The sequence below is a fragment of the Natronococcus sp. A-GB7 genome, assembly GCF_029688865.1.
Classification (GTDB): domain Archaea; phylum Halobacteriota; class Halobacteria; order Halobacteriales; family Natrialbaceae; genus Natronococcus.
In genome coordinates, this window is sequence record NZ_JARUKV010000032.1 from 22,051 (window position 1) to 36,943 (window position 14,893).

At 66.1% G+C, this 14,893-nt stretch carries 15 protein-coding genes and 1 tRNA gene; 7 read left to right on the plus strand and 9 right to left on the minus strand.

Annotation, left to right across the window (positions count from 1 at the left end; all coding sequences use genetic code 11):
- Nucleotides 1–105 precede the first annotated feature (105 nt).
- The gene (locus QA609_RS21415; protein ID WP_278304662.1) at nt 106–2,364 is read right to left on the minus strand and encodes an NADP-dependent malic enzyme; all 2,259 of its coding nucleotides are present in this window, start codon (nt 2,362–2,364) and stop codon (nt 106–108) included.
- 137 nt (nt 2,365–2,501) lie between these two features.
- On the opposite strand from QA609_RS21415, the gene QA609_RS21420 reads away from it, so the two are divergent.
- A complete protein-coding gene (locus QA609_RS21420; RefSeq protein ID WP_278304663.1) occupies nt 2,502–2,996 on the plus strand; it encodes a phosphopantetheine adenylyltransferase in 495 nt (164 codons plus the stop codon).
- A gap of 114 nt (nt 2,997–3,110) precedes the next feature.
- Here QA609_RS21420 and QA609_RS21425 read toward each other — a convergent pair whose 3' ends face one another.
- Nucleotides 3,111–3,419, minus strand: a complete 309-nt coding sequence (locus QA609_RS21425; protein WP_278304664.1) for a transcription initiation factor IIB family protein — start codon at nt 3,417–3,419, stop codon at nt 3,111–3,113.
- 252 nt (nt 3,420–3,671) lie between these two features.
- On the opposite strand from QA609_RS21425, the gene QA609_RS21430 reads away from it, so the two are divergent.
- The 5 genes from QA609_RS21430 (at nt 3,672) to QA609_RS21450 (ending at nt 7,510) form a co-directional block, all read left to right on the plus strand.
- Complete coding sequence (locus QA609_RS21430) at nt 3,672–3,845, plus strand: hypothetical protein (protein WP_169330925.1); 174 nt, start codon at nt 3,672–3,674, stop codon at nt 3,843–3,845.
- A 46-nt stretch (nt 3,846–3,891) separates the two neighbouring features.
- A tRNA-Leu gene (locus QA609_RS21435) sits at nt 3,892–3,976 on the plus strand.
- 331 nt (nt 3,977–4,307) lie between these two features.
- Nucleotides 4,308–5,132 (plus strand): diadenylate cyclase DacZ, encoded by an 825-nt coding sequence (gene dacZ, locus QA609_RS21440; protein WP_278304665.1) that lies wholly within the window; start codon nt 4,308–4,310, stop codon nt 5,130–5,132.
- Between the two features lies 1 nt (nt 5,133).
- Nucleotides 5,134–5,898 carry a mechanosensitive ion channel domain-containing protein gene (locus tag QA609_RS21445; protein WP_278304666.1) on the plus strand — a complete coding sequence of 255 codons (765 nt, stop codon included), beginning with the start codon at nt 5,134–5,136 and terminating at the stop codon, nt 5,896–5,898.
- Between the two features lie 226 nt (nt 5,899–6,124).
- Complete coding sequence (locus QA609_RS21450) at nt 6,125–7,510, plus strand: APC family permease (RefSeq protein ID WP_278304667.1); 1,386 nt, start codon at nt 6,125–6,127, stop codon at nt 7,508–7,510.
- Here QA609_RS21450 and QA609_RS21455 read toward each other — a convergent pair.
- A complete protein-coding gene (locus QA609_RS21455; RefSeq protein ID WP_278304668.1) occupies nt 7,507–8,331 on the minus strand; it encodes a nucleoside phosphorylase in 825 nt (274 codons plus the stop codon). The two genes, QA609_RS21450 and QA609_RS21455, sit on opposite strands and share 4 nt — an antisense overlap.
- Before the next feature lie 58 nt (nt 8,332–8,389).
- On the opposite strand from QA609_RS21455, the gene QA609_RS21460 reads away from it, so the two are divergent.
- A complete protein-coding gene (locus QA609_RS21460; RefSeq protein WP_278304669.1) occupies nt 8,390–8,827 on the plus strand; it encodes a DUF488 domain-containing protein in 438 nt (145 codons plus the stop codon).
- Here the strand turns inward: QA609_RS21460 and QA609_RS21465 are convergent.
- The 6 genes from QA609_RS21465 to QA609_RS21490 form a co-directional block, all read right to left on the minus strand.
- Nucleotides 8,824–9,243, minus strand: a complete 420-nt coding sequence (locus tag QA609_RS21465) for an RDD family protein (protein ID WP_278304670.1) — start codon at nt 9,241–9,243, stop codon at nt 8,824–8,826. The genes QA609_RS21460 and QA609_RS21465 overlap by 4 nt on opposite strands.
- 74 nt (nt 9,244–9,317) lie before the next feature.
- Nucleotides 9,318–9,707 carry a cytidine deaminase gene (gene cdd / locus QA609_RS21470; RefSeq protein WP_278304671.1) on the minus strand — a complete coding sequence of 130 codons (390 nt, stop codon included), beginning with the start codon at nt 9,705–9,707 and terminating at the stop codon, nt 9,318–9,320.
- A gap of 129 nt (nt 9,708–9,836) precedes the next feature.
- Nucleotides 9,837–10,913: an ABC transporter permease gene (locus QA609_RS21475; protein ID WP_005555857.1), complete on the minus strand. Its 1,077-nt coding sequence runs from the start codon at nt 10,911–10,913 to the stop codon at nt 9,837–9,839.
- A complete protein-coding gene (locus tag QA609_RS21480) occupies nt 10,906–12,132 on the minus strand; it encodes an ABC transporter permease (protein ID WP_278304672.1) in 1,227 nt (408 codons plus the stop codon). Before QA609_RS21480 ends, QA609_RS21475 begins: the two co-directional genes overlap by 8 nt.
- Entirely contained in the window at nt 12,132–13,742 is a 1,611-nt protein-coding gene (locus tag QA609_RS21485; RefSeq protein ID WP_278304673.1) for an ABC transporter ATP-binding protein, read from the minus strand. The genes QA609_RS21480 and QA609_RS21485 overlap by 1 nt, the downstream gene beginning before the upstream one ends.
- A 4-nt stretch (nt 13,743–13,746) precedes the next feature.
- Complete coding sequence (locus QA609_RS21490; RefSeq protein ID WP_278304674.1) at nt 13,747–14,799, minus strand: BMP family ABC transporter substrate-binding protein; 1,053 nt, start codon at nt 14,797–14,799, stop codon at nt 13,747–13,749.
- Nucleotides 14,800–14,893 lie beyond the last annotated feature (94 nt).

The following is a 14,893-nucleotide window of genomic DNA, read 5'->3' on the forward strand; positions in this document are numbered from 1 at the left end:
TGTGAAAATTCGATGGATCGGGGCCACAAAAGAATCTCGGTGTTCGGCCTCACGTCGCGAACTCGAGCGCGGACCGGACCGGGAGCGGGGTTTTCCGCGGTTCGACTACTCGTCCTGCTGAGCGTCGACGACCGCTACGCCCGCCAGGTTGACGATGTCCTTGACCTCGTCGCCCCGCTGGAGGACGTGGACGGGTTCGTCCATTCCGACGAGCATCGGGCCGATCGCCTCCGCGCCGCCCAGGCGCTGGAGCAGCTTGTAGCCGATGTTACCTGCCTCGAGGTTCGGGAAGACGAGCACGTTCGCGGGCTCCTCGAGTTCGGAGAAGCCGTAGGTGCCCTCGAGGATCTCCTCGACGACGGCGGTGTCGGCCTGCATCTCCCCGTCGACGGGGAAGTCGACCTCGGGGTCGTCCTGGAGTCGGGCTGCGGCCCGGCGGGGTTTGCGGGTTCCCTCGTTGTTGACGCTGCCGAAGTTCGAGTACGACAGCAGGGCCGCTCGGGGCTCGACGTTGAACCGGCGCGCGAGCTTGCCGGTCTGTTTGGTGACCTCCTCGAGGACGTCGGCGTCGGGGTTCTGGTTGACCGTCGCGTCGGCGATGAAGATCACGCGGTTCTTGAACGTCAGCATGTAGACCCCTGCGGCGTAGTCGACGTCGTCGGCGGTGCCGATCACCTGCAGCGGCGGACGCAGTGCCGATGGGTAGTGATACGAGAGTCCGGTCAGCAGGGCGTCGGCGTCGCCCTGTTCGACCATCACGCTGCCGAAGTAGTTCGAGTCGGTCTCGACGAGCTCGCCCGCTTCGGTCCGGGTGATCCCCTTGCGCTGGCGCAGCTCGTGGAGCCGGTTGGCGTACTCCTCGTAGTCGCCGACCGACGGATCCGCGACCTGGGGCTCGAAGTCCAGCCCGAGGTTCGCGGCCGTCTGACGGATCTCGCTTTCGTCGCCGATGAGAATCGGCATCGCGATCCCCTGCTCCTGGATCTGGTAGGCAGCCCGAATCATCTTCTCGTTTTCGCCCTCCGCCAGGGCGACGCGCTTGGGATCGCTTTTGGCCTTGTTCAGCACGACCCGCATCATCTCGCGGGACTTGCCCAGTCTGGCCTCGAGCTGTTCCTCGTACTCCTCGAGGTCGATCTCGGTTCGGGCGGCGCCGCTTTCCATCGCGGCCTCGGCGACGGCGGGGGCGACCCGGAACAGCACCCGCGGATCGACGGGCTTCGGAATGATGTACTCGGGACCGTACTGCAGCGGCTCGTCGCCGTAGGCCTTGACGACCGCGTCCGGGACGTCCTCCCGGGCGAGGTCGGCCAGCGCCCTGGCGCAGGCGACTTTCATCTCCTCGTTGATCTCGGTCGCGCGAACGTCGAGCGCACCGCGGAAGATAAAGGGGAACCCGAGTACGTTGTTGACCTGGTTCGGGTAGTCCGAACGGCCGGTAGCCATGATAACGTCGTCCTCGCGTGCGGCCTTGGCCTCCTCGTAGCCGATCTCGGGGTCGGGGTTGGCCATCGCGAAGATGATCGGATCCTCGGCCATCGACCGTACCATCTCCTGGGAGACGATCCCGCCGGCCGAGAGGCCGACCAGCACGTCCGCACCCTCCATCGCGTCCGCGAGGCCGCCCTCGGGCAGGTCCCGGGCGAACTCCCGTTTGTACTCGTTGACGTCGCCCGCCCGAGCGCGCTCCTCGGTAATGATCCCCGAGGAGTCACACATGGTAATGTGCTCCCGGCGGACGCCCAGCGAGACGTAGAACCGCGCGGAGGCGATCGCGCTCGCGCCCGCCCCCGAGATGACGACCTCGAGCTCCTCGAGGTCTTTCCCCGCGATATCGGCGGCGTTGACGAGCGCGGCCCCGGAGATGATCGCGGTGCCGTGCTGGTCGTCGTGGAAGACGGGGATGTCCATCTCCTCGCCGAGCCGTTCCTCGATGGTGAAACACTCGGGCGCCTTGATGTCCTCTAAGTTGATCCCGCCGAAGGTCGGTCCCATCATCTTCGTAGCCGTGATGAGTTCCTCGGGGTCGGCCTCGTCGAGTTCGATGTCGAAGACGTCGATGTCGGCGAACCGTTTGAACAGCACCCCCTTCCCCTCCATAACGGGTTTGGACGCCGCCGCACCGATGTCACCGAGGCCTAACACCGCCGACCCGTTCGAGACGACGCCGACGAGGTTTCCCTTCGCCGTGTAGGCGTAGGAATCCGTCACGTCGTCGGCGATTTCCATACACGGCGCGGCGACGCCCGGCGAGTACGCGAGCGAGAGATCCCGCTGTGTATTCGTCGGTTTCGTCGTCGATATTTCGATCTTTCCCGGCGGATCCGTCCGGTGATACTCCAGTGAGTCCTCGTCGAGTCCCATACCGGTGGGACTGTGGGGCACTACTAAAAACAATGTGAAAGGCACAATCGACGATCGTCGAACCACCGCTCGAGTGCGGCGGGACGGCGCGTTCGCGGAGTCGACCGTTTTATACGCACCGCTCCAGTGGGTTGGGTATGGACGTCGCGCTTGGTGGGACGTTCGACCCCGTTCACGACGGTCACCGCCGGCTGTTCGAACGGGCGTTCGAACTCGGGGACGTAACCGTCGGACTCACGACTGACGAGCTCGCGCCGAAGACTCGCCACGTCGAGCGACACGTCAACTCCTTCGAGGAGCGAAAGCGAACCCTCGAGGACGAGTTCGAACCCCTCGCCGAGGAGCACGACCGGGCGTTCGAGGTCCGGCCCCTCGAGGAGTCGACGGGGATCGCAACCGAACCACAGTTCGACTATCTCGTCGTCTCCCCCGAGACGATCGAGGGCGGCAAGCGGATCAACGAGCTCCGCCACGAGCGCGGCCACGATCCCCTCGAGATCGTCGTCGTTCCCCACGCGTTAGCCGACGACGGCGACATCATCTCGAGTACCCGTATCGTCGAGGGCGAGATCGACGAGCACGGGACGGTTCTCGAGGACGGCGCCGAACCCGGGACGCGAGAGCAGCACTAACCGGTCTCGATTCGTTCAGCCGTCCCGTCATCTTCCGTCAGGAAAGCCGACCGTTTACCCGGATTTCGACCGCGTATCATACACTTACGAGCGATAGGATCGGTGAAACGCTCCTTACCAGCGGGGGGGCTCGAGTCCGGCCTCCTTGAGGAGCTCCTTCCAGCGCGACTGGATCGAGAGCCGCGAGACGTCCGCGGCTTCGGCGACGTCGCTCTGGGTTCGGCCGTCGCTGGCGACCAGCGATCCCGCGTAGAGACTCGCCGCCAGCGTCGCTCGCTTCGAGCGATCGGCCTCGGGAACGTCGAGCAGGAACAGCTCCGCCGCACACGATCGGGCTTCACTCGAGAGCTCCAGTCGGTCGGCGGCCTGCTCGAGATCCTCGAGCCAGGGTTCGTACTCGACGCGATCCCGGGCGCTGTGCATACCCCTCCGTACCCGTTCGCCGGAAATAAACCTACGGCTCGGGGCGGGCTCGCGACTCGAGCGGTAATCGCGGCCCCACCGGATGGTTCGCGGTTCCAATAGCCGGCTAGGCGTAACAACATTCAGCTACGAACGACTCAACGAAACGGCCGTTCTCCGCGGATTTCACTAGGACGCGACTACTAAAGCCTCACTCCGCTGAACCCTGGATCGACGTCCGTCGCTCCGACCGGGCCGGCCGTCCGTACTCCCATGAAAGAACCAACGTGCAAGCTGGTGTGTACCGGGTGCGGCCTCGAGATGCCGTACCGGGATCGGTCCCTGGCCGAGCAGGCAGCCGAACTCCACCAGCTTCGTGACGCAGAACACGTCACCTTCATCGTTCCGCCGGACTGGTCGCCCGAGGAGCCGGTCAAACACGAGTGACCCGGATCGACAGCTTCTTACTCGGTTCGCGAAAACCAGGGAACGAGCGCGGGTAGCCAAGCTAGGCCAACGGCGCAGCGCTTAGGACGCTGTCCCGTAGGGGTCCGCCGGTTCGAATCCGGTCCCGCGCATTGCTGTCGCGAGCAAACTCGCGAGCGACAGCAATCGTACGGCCGGTTCGAATCAGGGAGTGGCGCGAACGAAGTGAGCAGAACGACCGTGGTTCGAATCCGGTCCCGCGCATTCTCCGCGAACAATATCGTGAGCGGAGAATGCAGCCAGCGGATTCGAATCAGACGAGTCGCAGCACTCGAGCGAAGCGAGAGTGATCGTCTCGGCGAGGTTCGAATCCGGTTCCGCACACCTGATCGCACAAGCTCGAGCACTCTGTGCCAGACGTTGGCAAGACGAACGTCAGACACTCCACAACGCTTATTCGCGCGGAAACGGCTTGTATGAGCAATGGCCGGGTTAGACGATGTGTTCGGTGATCTTTTCTCGAGCGTCGATGCCGTTGCACTCTTCTCTCCGAGCGGGTCGTACTACGAACGGTTCTCGGACCTCGAGGACGCGGACGACGATCTCGAGCTGATCGTCGTCGGCACCGAAAACGACGTCGGCGCGGGCACGTTCGTCGAGCTCCCCCTCGAGTTCGACAACATCTCCGATCGGATCCGGTTCGGGCTCGAGGGCGCGCTCGACCAGGACATCATCGACGACGGCGACACGCTAGCGTGTGCGACGAGCGTCTTCGGCGACGACATCGACACCGTCTCCCGCGTTCGCGCCGACGCCGACTCCCGGACGGGGATCTACGACCTGTTCGCCCGCTCGCGGGCGGATCCGGAGGTCGTCAAGTCGGTACTGGAGCTGGCGATCGAGCTGGGACAGAAGGGCCAGAAGGGGAAACCGGTCGGGGCGCTGTTCGTCGTCGGCGACGCGGGCAAGGTGATGAACAAGTCCCGGCCGCTGTCGTACAACCCCTTCGAGAAGTCCCACGTCCACGTCGGGGATCCGATCGTGAACGTGATGTTAAAGGAGTTCTCGCGGCTCGACGGCGCCTTCGTCATCTCCGATGCGGGCAAGATCGTCTCCGCGTACCGCTACCTCGAGCCCTCCGCGGAGGGCGTCGACATCCCGAAGGGCCTCGGTGCGCGGCACATGGCCGGCGGCGCGATCACGCGGGATACGAACGCGATCTCGATCGTGCTCTCCGAAAGCGACGGTCTCGTCCGGGCGTTCAAGGCCGGCGAGATCATTCTGGAGGTCGATCCGGAGGCGTACTAACATGGACTGGCAGACGCTTATCGACGAGCCGGCGGTGATAGCGACGGCGGTGTTGATCCTCGGGGTCGTCATCGGCTACCTGGTCGGGCGGCTCAACGAGGAGCTGCTGACGGCCTCTGGCGTGCCCGAAGCCGTCGAGGGGACGCCCTTCGAGCGCACCGCCCAGTCGCTTGGCACCTCGACGGTCGAGATCGTCGCCCGGCTGAGCGCGTGGTTCATCTACGGGATCGCCGTTCTGACCGCGATCCACATCGCGCAGCTGCTGGACACCGACGCGTTCTGGCTTCGGGTGACGGAGTTCATCCCGCAGGTGTTCGTCGCCGTCCTCGTGATGATCGTCGGCTTCATCATCGCGGACAAGTCGGAGCTGGTCGTCAGCGAGTATCTCCGCAGCGTCAAGCTCCCCGAGGTAGCGGTCATCCCGAAGGTCGTCAAGTACACCGTCCTGTACGTCGCCCTGATTATCGCGCTGGGACAGATCGGAGTTCACATCCTCGCGCTGTTGATTCTGCTCGCCGTGTACGCTGCGGGAATCGTCATCGTCGGCACCTACGCCTTCCAGGACTTCCTCGTCTCGAGCGCGGCCGGGATCTACCTGCTTCTCAACCAACCCTACGGGATCGGCGACCGGGTTCGCGTCGGCGAGCAGACGGGAATCGTCCAGGAGGTCGATCTCTTCGTCACGAAGATCGAGGACGACTCCGAGGAGTACATCGTCCCCAACCGGAAGGTCTTCGAGGACGGGATCGTCCGGGTTCGGGAATAGCCCGGTTCTGCGGAGCCTTCCGAGGGAATTCCCGCGAGTTACCCCAAACCGCTCGAGCGACCACGAGGACGTTTCGGAGTGCCGTCCGCGACTCGAGCCACGCGTAACTCGAGCAGCGATCCCGGCCCCGTTCTCTAATTCCAATGTAAACCTATATGCCGATATTAGATAACAGTATTATCTCCACAGACATCTTTATCAAACAGTAGCCCGCTACTGGTGTGTAATGTCGAACCACGGTATAATCGACTCCGAGGTCGGGCTCGTCGGGGCGACGGTGCTCATCGTCGGAAACGTCATCGGGGTGAGCGCGTTCGTGTTGCCGGGGCCGCTGGCCGGCGACGCCGGCCCCGGGATCCTCCTCGCGCTCGGGCTCGCGATGATCCCGCTCGGGTTCGGGATCCTCATGTCCTTACAGCTGGGCAGCGCGATCCCGGTCGCCGGCGGCAGCTACGTCTACGCCTCGAGACTGGTCGGTCCGTTCTGGGGCTTTCTGTTGCCCTGGATCACCATTCCGGGCGTCTGGGCGGGGATGCTCTTTATCGGGCTCGGATTCGCCGAGTACGCCGGCTTCGTCGCCGACAATATCCCGTTCGTCCCCGCAATCCCCGAACTGGCGCTGATTTACGGCCTGTTGATTCCTTTCATCGTGCTGAACGTCCTCGGGATCAAGATGGTCGCCGTCGTCCAGTTCCTGATGGTCTCACTGATCGTCGTCGGGATGCTCGCGTTCATCGTCCCCGGCGCGTTCATGATCGACGTCGACAACTACACCCCGCTGTTCCCCTACGGTGGCGGCGAGGTGATCGTCGCCATCGTCTCGCTGTACTTCCCGCTTCGTGGCTTTCGACTCGTCGTCGAACTCGGCGAGGAGATGAAGAACCCGGCGAAGAACATCCCCCGCGTGCTGGCGCTATCGGCCGTCGTCTCGCTGTCGTTGCTCGTTGGCCTCGTCGCCGTCCTCGTCGGGACGACGAACCACGAACTGTTGGGCGGGATGGACGCCGCCGTCGCGCAGGTCTCGCTCGAGAACGTCCCCGCGGCGCTGACGGCGCTCGTCCTCGTCGCCGCCGCGATGGGCGCGCTCACCTCGATCAACATGACCTACACCGCCTACTCGCGGCTGCTGATGCGAGCCGGTCGCGACGACATCATCCCCGGGGCGATCGCCCGAATCCACGACCGGTACGACTCGCCGCACGTCGCCGTCCTCCTGTTGGGCGTCCCGCCACTGCTCGTGGCGCCGGTTTCGCCCGGAACGGTCACGCTGTCGGTCGCGCTCTCGCTGACGATCCTGTTCGGGCTCGCCGTCTCGGGCATCGCGCTCTGGAATCTGCCGAAGACGTTCCCCGATCGTTACGAGTACTCGCTGTACAAGTTGCCGCCGTGGCTGCTCAAGATCACGGCCGTCGGCGCGGTCGCCTCGGCGGCGTTCCTCTGGGTGCTGGTCTCGACGCAACTCCCGGTGATGGTCGCCGTTCTGGTCGGCTGGATGGCGCTCGGCTACGCCTTTTACCGCGCTCGGCTGTGGTACTTCGGCGAGCGAGGGATCGACCTCGAGACGCGAATGCAGCGGCTCCACGAGAACGAGCGCCTCGAGCCGGAGAGTTAGTCCTCGAGCGAGAGCCCGGCGTGCCAGCGGTCGACGCCCGCCTCCCGCTTTTTCGCGTCCATCTTCGCGAGCAGGTGGGTCGCGAGCGTCGCGGTCTCGGCGGCTCGGGACTCGCCCTCGGTGCTGAACTCCCCGCCCTGCCGATCCGCGTAAACGGTGCAGACCGCGCCCGCCCGGAGGCCGTAGACGCTCGCGAGCGTCATGATGGCGCTGGCCTCCATCTCGATGTTCTTGACGTTCGCCGCGGCGAGTTGCTCGACCAGATCGGTCGAGCCGGCCGCCTCGAACCCCTCGAAGCCGGGTCGTCCCTGGCCGGCGTAGAAGGAGTCGGCGCTCATCGTGACCCCGGTGTGGTAGTCGTAGCCGAGTCGTTCGGCGGCCGCGACGAGTGCGCTGACGACCTCGTAGTCGGCGACCGCGGGGTAGTCCTCGCGGACGTACTCGTCGCTCGTCCCCTCCTGGCGGAGCCCCCCGGTCGTGATCACGAGGTCGCCGACGTCCATCTCGGGCTGAACCGCGCCACAGGAGCCGACGCGGATGAAGGTGTCACAGCCGACGCGAGCCAGTTCCTCGACCGCGATGGCGGCAGAGGGACTGCCGATCCCCGTCGACGTCACGGAGATCGGCGTCCCCTCGTAGCTGCCCGTCGCGGTGCGGTACTCGCGGTGGTGGGCCCGGATCTCGTGGTCGTCCCAGTAGTCGACGATGACCTCGAGCCGTTCCGGATTCCCCGGTAGGAGGACGGTGTCGGCGACGTCTTCGGCCGCGACCTCGAGGTGGTACTGTACGTCGGCGTTCGGATCTTCGCTGTCTCCCGGCATCAGGCGCGTCGATTCGCACCCGCGGTGTATATAAATGCCGGGCTCCCGTAGCGCCGGTATGGCAGACGGGACGCTCGCGGACACCTACGTCGCTGCAATCCAGCACGACCTGGCGGACCTGCCGTCAGGGGCGACACGGGTCGGCGTCGTCCGAAAGCCGGCGCCGTGGTTCCACGCCGCCGTCGACGAGAACGTCCCCGAGCTGGGACCGCCCGCCGAACTCCTCGAGGAAGTCCGAACCGCCGAGGAGGACCTGAAGATGCAGGGGCTCTGTGAGGAGGGGGCACACAACGCCGCCTGGGACCAGGTCGACTTCGGGGAGCGCTACCGCACGCATCTCGCGGAGTCTTCGGAGGCGCAAGCGGCCCTCGAGGAACTCTCGGGCCGACTCGCCGACGGGGAGTCGCTAGCGCTAGTCTGTTACGAGAACACCGAGAAGAAGCGGTGCCACCGGACGATTCTTCGGGAACGACTCGAGGGCACGGTGAGCGATTAGCGACGCGATCGGACGACCCGGGTTCCGGCGGCGAGGTCGCCGATCCGCTGGCGATCCTCGGTGACGAGCATCACCACCAGTCCGACCGCGTAGTTCAGGATGCCGTCGACGATCCGGAGCACGTTTCGCACGAGCGCCTGGCCGGCCGAGATCGGCGTTCCGTCGGGGTTGACGACGGCGACGCCCGCGACGTACTTTCCGGCGGTTTGTCCGAACGCGGCCTCGAGGGCGACGAAGTAGCCGAGGTAGGCGACCGCGCCGAAGAAGTAGACGCCAGCGGTCGTCTCCGGCCCCATCGCGAGCAGCAGTAGCAGGCCGAGGATCACCGTGAGGACGTGGTCGATAAGAAACCCGGCAACTCGAGCCAGAACGACGTCCCCTTCGGTTCCCGCGTACCCGCGTTTCGTCGTCTCCATGCGCCCTCTCCCAAAGCGATTCTAATAAACTTTCTGACGGCTTCGGGAACGCGCCGTCCCGGGTCGGCCCGGCGTTACTCGAGCGTCTCCTGGCTGATCGTGTTCGGCAGCAGCTCCTCGAGGGTGTACTCGGTGACCTCGCCGTCGCCCTCGTCACAGAGGACGACCAGATCGCCGTCGCAGAACTCCGAGAGGGTCTGGCGACACATTCCGCAGGGGGTGACGCCGTCCCGACGGTCGGAGCTGACCGCCAGCCGGGAGAACTCGCGGTGGCCGTTCTTGACGGCCTCGGCGATCGCGACCTCCTCGGCGTGGAGGCTGTTGCTGAAGTTCGCGTTCTCGAGGTTGCAGCCGACGAACACCTCGCCGTCTTCGGTCTCGAGAGCCGCCCCGACGCGGTACTCGGAGTACGGAACGTGTGCATCCGCCTGAATCTCGCGGGCAGCGTCGATCAGCTCGTCCATACGGGCGCTACCGGGAGGGAGGGCAAGAAGGCACCGAAGCGAAAGTTCAGACGGGACGCTGCAAGTCCTATTCGGCGCGACCGCAGAACGGGTCGCGGTCGCGCCGGCAAACCGTTGCAGCGTTCCGTATCAGTCCTCGTCGCCGTCGTAGGCCTCGCCCGCGGCCTCCGGCAGCCGGGTCTTGCCGACGAAGACGAGGACGACGATCACCGTCGCGTAGGGGATCGTCCGGATGAGCTCCGTCGGGACGGCGTAGCCGAGGTTCTGAAGCTGGAACTGCATCGCCTCGAGCCCCGCGAAGAGGAACGAGCCCAGCAGCGCGCCGATCGGGTGGTAGTTCGCGAAGAGGTAGGTCGCGATGGCGATGAAGCCCCGACCGCCGATGGCGGTCTCGCCGCCGCCGGCGAACGTGCCGAGCTGGCCGAGCGCGAACCCGGCGCCCCCGAGCCCGGCGAAGATCCCCGAGAGCAGAACCGCGGTGTAGCGAACCCGACGAACGTCGACGCCCGCCGTATCGAGCGCCTTCGGGTTCTCGCCGCTGGCGACGACCCAGCGGCCGAACGCGGTTCGGTTGAGCAGGTACCAGCCCGCGACCGCGGCCGCGAGCATGATGTACACCTGCGGGGGCGTGTCGAACAGCAGGTAGCCGAGCAGCGGGATCTCCGACAGCACCGGGATCGTAACGTTCTGGAAGTAGCCGACGCCCGCGGTGTTGGGGCTGTCGAAGACGATCCGGGAGACGAACGGCGCGAGCCCGAGCGCGATCAGCCAGACCGCCAGTCCCGCGATGATCTGGTCGGCTTTGAAGTCGATACAGACGACCGCGAACAGCAGGGCAAACAGCGTGCTAACGAGGACGCCGACCGCGAAGCCCCACCAGTGGTGAGAGAGGGCGAGCGTGGACTCGCCCGACCCGAGCCAGAACGTGACGATGATCGCCGAGAACGCCGAGACGATCAGCAGTCCCTCGATTCCGATGTTGATGACGCCGCTCTTCTCGGCGAAGATGCCGCCGATCGCGGCCAGCGCGATCGGGACGGCCAGCCGGAGCATCGTCGTGTGCGTGCTCGGGTTGGCCGCGATCGAGAGCAACACGCCGGCCCACGAGTCGGGGAAGACGAGCCCGAGGACGACCCACACCGCCGTGATCGCGCCGAGGCCGACGAGCAGGGTCCGGCGATCGGGCCGGGAGGGAAGCTCAATCATCGGCCTCACCTCCGGTCGAGCGCGCCCGTTCGGGGCCACCGACGTCGGCGTACCGGCGCCCCATCATCCGGAAGAACTCCGGCATCGCGACGAAGAGGATGATCAGTCCCGAGAGGACGCCCACGAGTTCGGGCGGGACGTCCGTCGCGGTGTTGATCGCGTTCGACCCGCTCGAGAGGACGCCGAACAGGAGGGCTGCGGCGCCGACTCCTAACGGATTGTTCCCCGCGAGGATCGAGACGGCGATCCCGTCGAAGCCGAGCGCGGGGACGTTCTCGAGCCAGCGACCGTGCTCCATCAGCACCCAGAAGGCGCCGGCAACCCCGCCGAGCGCTCCCGAGAGCGTCATGCTCGCGACGGTCATGCGCTTCTCGTCGACCCCGCCGTACGCCGCGGCTTTCGGCTGAATGCCGCTCGTCCGGAGCTCGTAGCCGAACGAGGTTCGAGCCAGCAGCCAGGCGATGCCGATCATGAGCGCGATCGCGAACCCGAGCGCGAGCAGTGAGAAATCCATCCGGCCGCTGAAGCCGACGACCGGAACGTTCGGGATCTCCGCGTACTCCGGGATCGCCCGGGTCTGGGGGTTCGCGCTGTCGGGATCCTGGAAGCGCCAGGAGAGCAGCGTCGAGGCGACGCCGGCTGCGATGAAGTTGAGCATGATCGTCGTGATGACCTCGTTCGCGCCCGCATAGGCCTTGAGCGCGCCGGGGATCGCTCCGTAGAGGCCCCCGCCGACGGCACCCGCGAGCACGCCGATCGGAATCAACAGAACGGTGCCGACGAAACCGCCGGGGACGTACGACGCGGCGAACAGGACCGTTACCGCGGTCAGCAGGCCGCCGATGACCAGCTGACCCTGCGTGCCGATGTTGAACAGTCCCGCGCGGAACGCGACGGCCACCGAGAGGCCGGCGAAGATCAGCAGCGTCGTCTGTCGCAGCGTCGTCGCGAGGCTGTAGTTCATCGGACTCCAGTCACCCTCGAGGGGGTGACCCAGCGATCCCAGGAACAGCTCGTAGTAGACCTGCATCGGGTTGTAACAGAAGGTGACGCCGGCGAGATCGAGGCCGGCCCGACAGGAGGCAAAGCCCCCGGAGACGAAGACGAGCACGCCGCCGACGAGGATCGCGGCGACGAGCGCCGCGACGCTGATGGCGACCCGCTCGGCCACCGAGGCGTGAATCAGCCGCTCGAGCAGGCGCTCGAGGTCGTCACGCATCAGCGATCACCTCCTTCGACGAGGTCGCTCGCTTCCGATTTCGTGGTCTCGCCAGGCCGTTCGCCGGCCATCAGCAAGCCGAGTTGCTCCTCGGTGACGGTGTCGGGATCGGTGACGTCGACGAACTCGCCCTCGTAGATGACGGCGAGGCGGTCCGACAGCGACTGGACCTCGTCGAGCGCCGAGGAGACGAGCAACACGGCCTTCCCCTCGCGCCGGAGGTCGAGCAGCCGCTCGTGGATGAACTCGGTCGAGCCGATGTCGACGCCCCGCGTGGGGTGGGTCGCGACGACGAGTTCGGGATCGCGCTCGAGTTCGCGGCCGACGACGAACTTCTGTTGGTTGCCGCCCGAGAAGGACTCCGCGTGGGCGTCGGCGGTGGGCGGTCTGACGTCGTAGGTCTCGATGACGTCCTCGGCGTGGTCCCGGACGCCGGCCCAGTCGATCCGTCCGCTCCGGGCGAACCGCGGGGAACGCTGGCTGCCGAGCACGGCGTTCTCGACCAGATCGAACGGCATGACCAGTCCCTGTTCGTGGCGGTCCTCCGGAACGTGGGCCATCCCGGCATCGATCCGTCGACGGCGGGGCCAGTTCGTGACGTCGTCGCCGTCGAACCGGACCGTTCCCTCGTCGGGCGTTTGCAACCCCGTGATCGCCTCGATCAGCTCGCTTTGCCCGTTGCCGTCGACGCCCGCGATGCCGAGAATCTCGCCGGCCCGCACCTCGAGGTCGATCCCCGAGACGACCTCGACGCCGCGGTCGTTCTCGATGGTGACGTTCGACGCCGAGAGGATCGGACGGCCGGTCTCGACCGGGTCGCTGTCGGCCTCGAGCAGGACCTCCCGGCCGACCATGAGCTCGGCGAGATCCTCGCGGCTGGTCGTCGCCGGCTCGACGGTCCCGACCGACTTCCCGTCCCGGAGGACGGTGATCTCGTCGGCCGAGTGCATCGCCTCGCCGAGCTTGTGGGTGATGAAGATGATCGTCTTCCCCTGCTCCGTGAGTTCCTCGAGGACGCCGTAGAGGTCCTCGACCTCCTGAGGCGTGAGCACGGCCGTCGGCTCGTCCAGGATGAGGACGTCCGCGCCGCGGTACAGCGCCTTCAGGATCTCGACGCGCTGCTGGGCGCCGACGCTCAGTTCACCGACCGTGGCGGACGGATCGACCGAGAAGCCGTACCGGTCACAGAGGTCGGCGATCTCGCGCTCGATGCGGTCGCGATCGACCGCCAGGCCGCCCCACTTCTTGGGTTCGTTGCCCAGCGCGATGTTCTCGGCGACGGTCATCGTATCGACCAGCATGAAGTGCTGATGGATCATCCCGACGCCCGCGTCGATCGCGTCCCGGGGTCTGTCGAACTGGCGGGGTTCGCCGTCGACGAGGACTCGTCCCTCGGTCGGCTCGTAGAGCCCGTAGAGAACGTTCATCAGCGTCGTCTTCCCCGCCCCGTTCTCGCCCAGTAGCGCGTGGACGCTCCCTCGCTCGACCCGAAGGTCGACGTCGTCGTTCGCGACGACGCCGGGGAACCGTTTCGTGATCCCGTCGAGGTGGACGGCGAGGTCCTCGCTCGGTCCCGCACCCCCACCGGTGGCCGTACCAGGCTCGCTCATCACGTTACAACTCGTCTGGAACGTCGATCTCGCCGTCGATGAGCTGCTGGCGCGTCTCGTCGACCTCGTCGCGGATCTCCTCGGGGATCTCGTCGCCGATCGACTGCCCATAGACCGCCTCGACGCCGTTGTCCTCGAGACCGATCTCCTCGGTCTCGCCGCCCTCGAACGCATCGTCGACCACGGAGCCGATCGCGTCGAACACCGCCTCGTCGACGCGTTTGACCATGCTCGCGAGGATAATGTCGGCGTAATCCTCCTGGCTCACCGACTGGTCGTCGTCGACGCCGATCGCGAACCGGCCCTCGTCCTCGGCCGCCTGGAAGACCCCGATCCCGGTGCGGCCGGCTGCGTGGAAGACGACGTCGGCGCCCGACTCGTACATCGTTCGGGCCGCCTCCTGCCCGCTGGCCGTGTCGTTGAAGTCGCCGACGTAGCTTGAGAACACCTCCGCGTCCGGATTGGCGTGTTCGACGCCGGCCTCGAAGCCGGCGTGGAACGACTCGATCAGCGGCGACTCCTCGCCGCCGACGAAGCCGACGGCGGACTCGTCGGGATTCGTCTCGCCGTCGCCGGCCGCGAACTCCTCGTCGGTCAGCAGTCCCGCCAGGGTACCGACCAGGAACGAGCCCGCGGGTTCGTCGAAGACGTAGCTACGGACGTTGTCGGCCTCGACGACCGTGTCGACGATGATGAAGTCCTGATCGGGGTACTCCTCGGCGTTGCCCTCGAGGGCCTCCTCCTGGGCGAAGCCGATGCAGTTGATCAGGTCGTAGTCGCCCGATTCGGCGAAACTCCGCTGTGCGTCGTCGAACTCTCCGACCGACTCGGGTTCGGCCTCGTCGAAGGAGATGCCGTACTCCTCCTCGGCCTGAACGGCCCCCTGCTGTGCCATATCGTTGAACGAGTCGTCGCCGAGCCCGCCGGTGGCGTAGACCATCCCGACCTCGACGTCGTCCCCGTCCCCTTCGTCACCGAATCCGCCGACGCAGCCGGCCGCTGCCACGAGGCCGGCCGCGCCTGCACCGCACAAGAACTGCCGCCTGTTGGGTACCATGATACTCGATAGTGCGCGAGGTCAGGTTAAAGGGCACGGATTCTGCCGGCTAATCGGACGAACGTGCATTGTGACAGACAGTAACTGGCTCGAA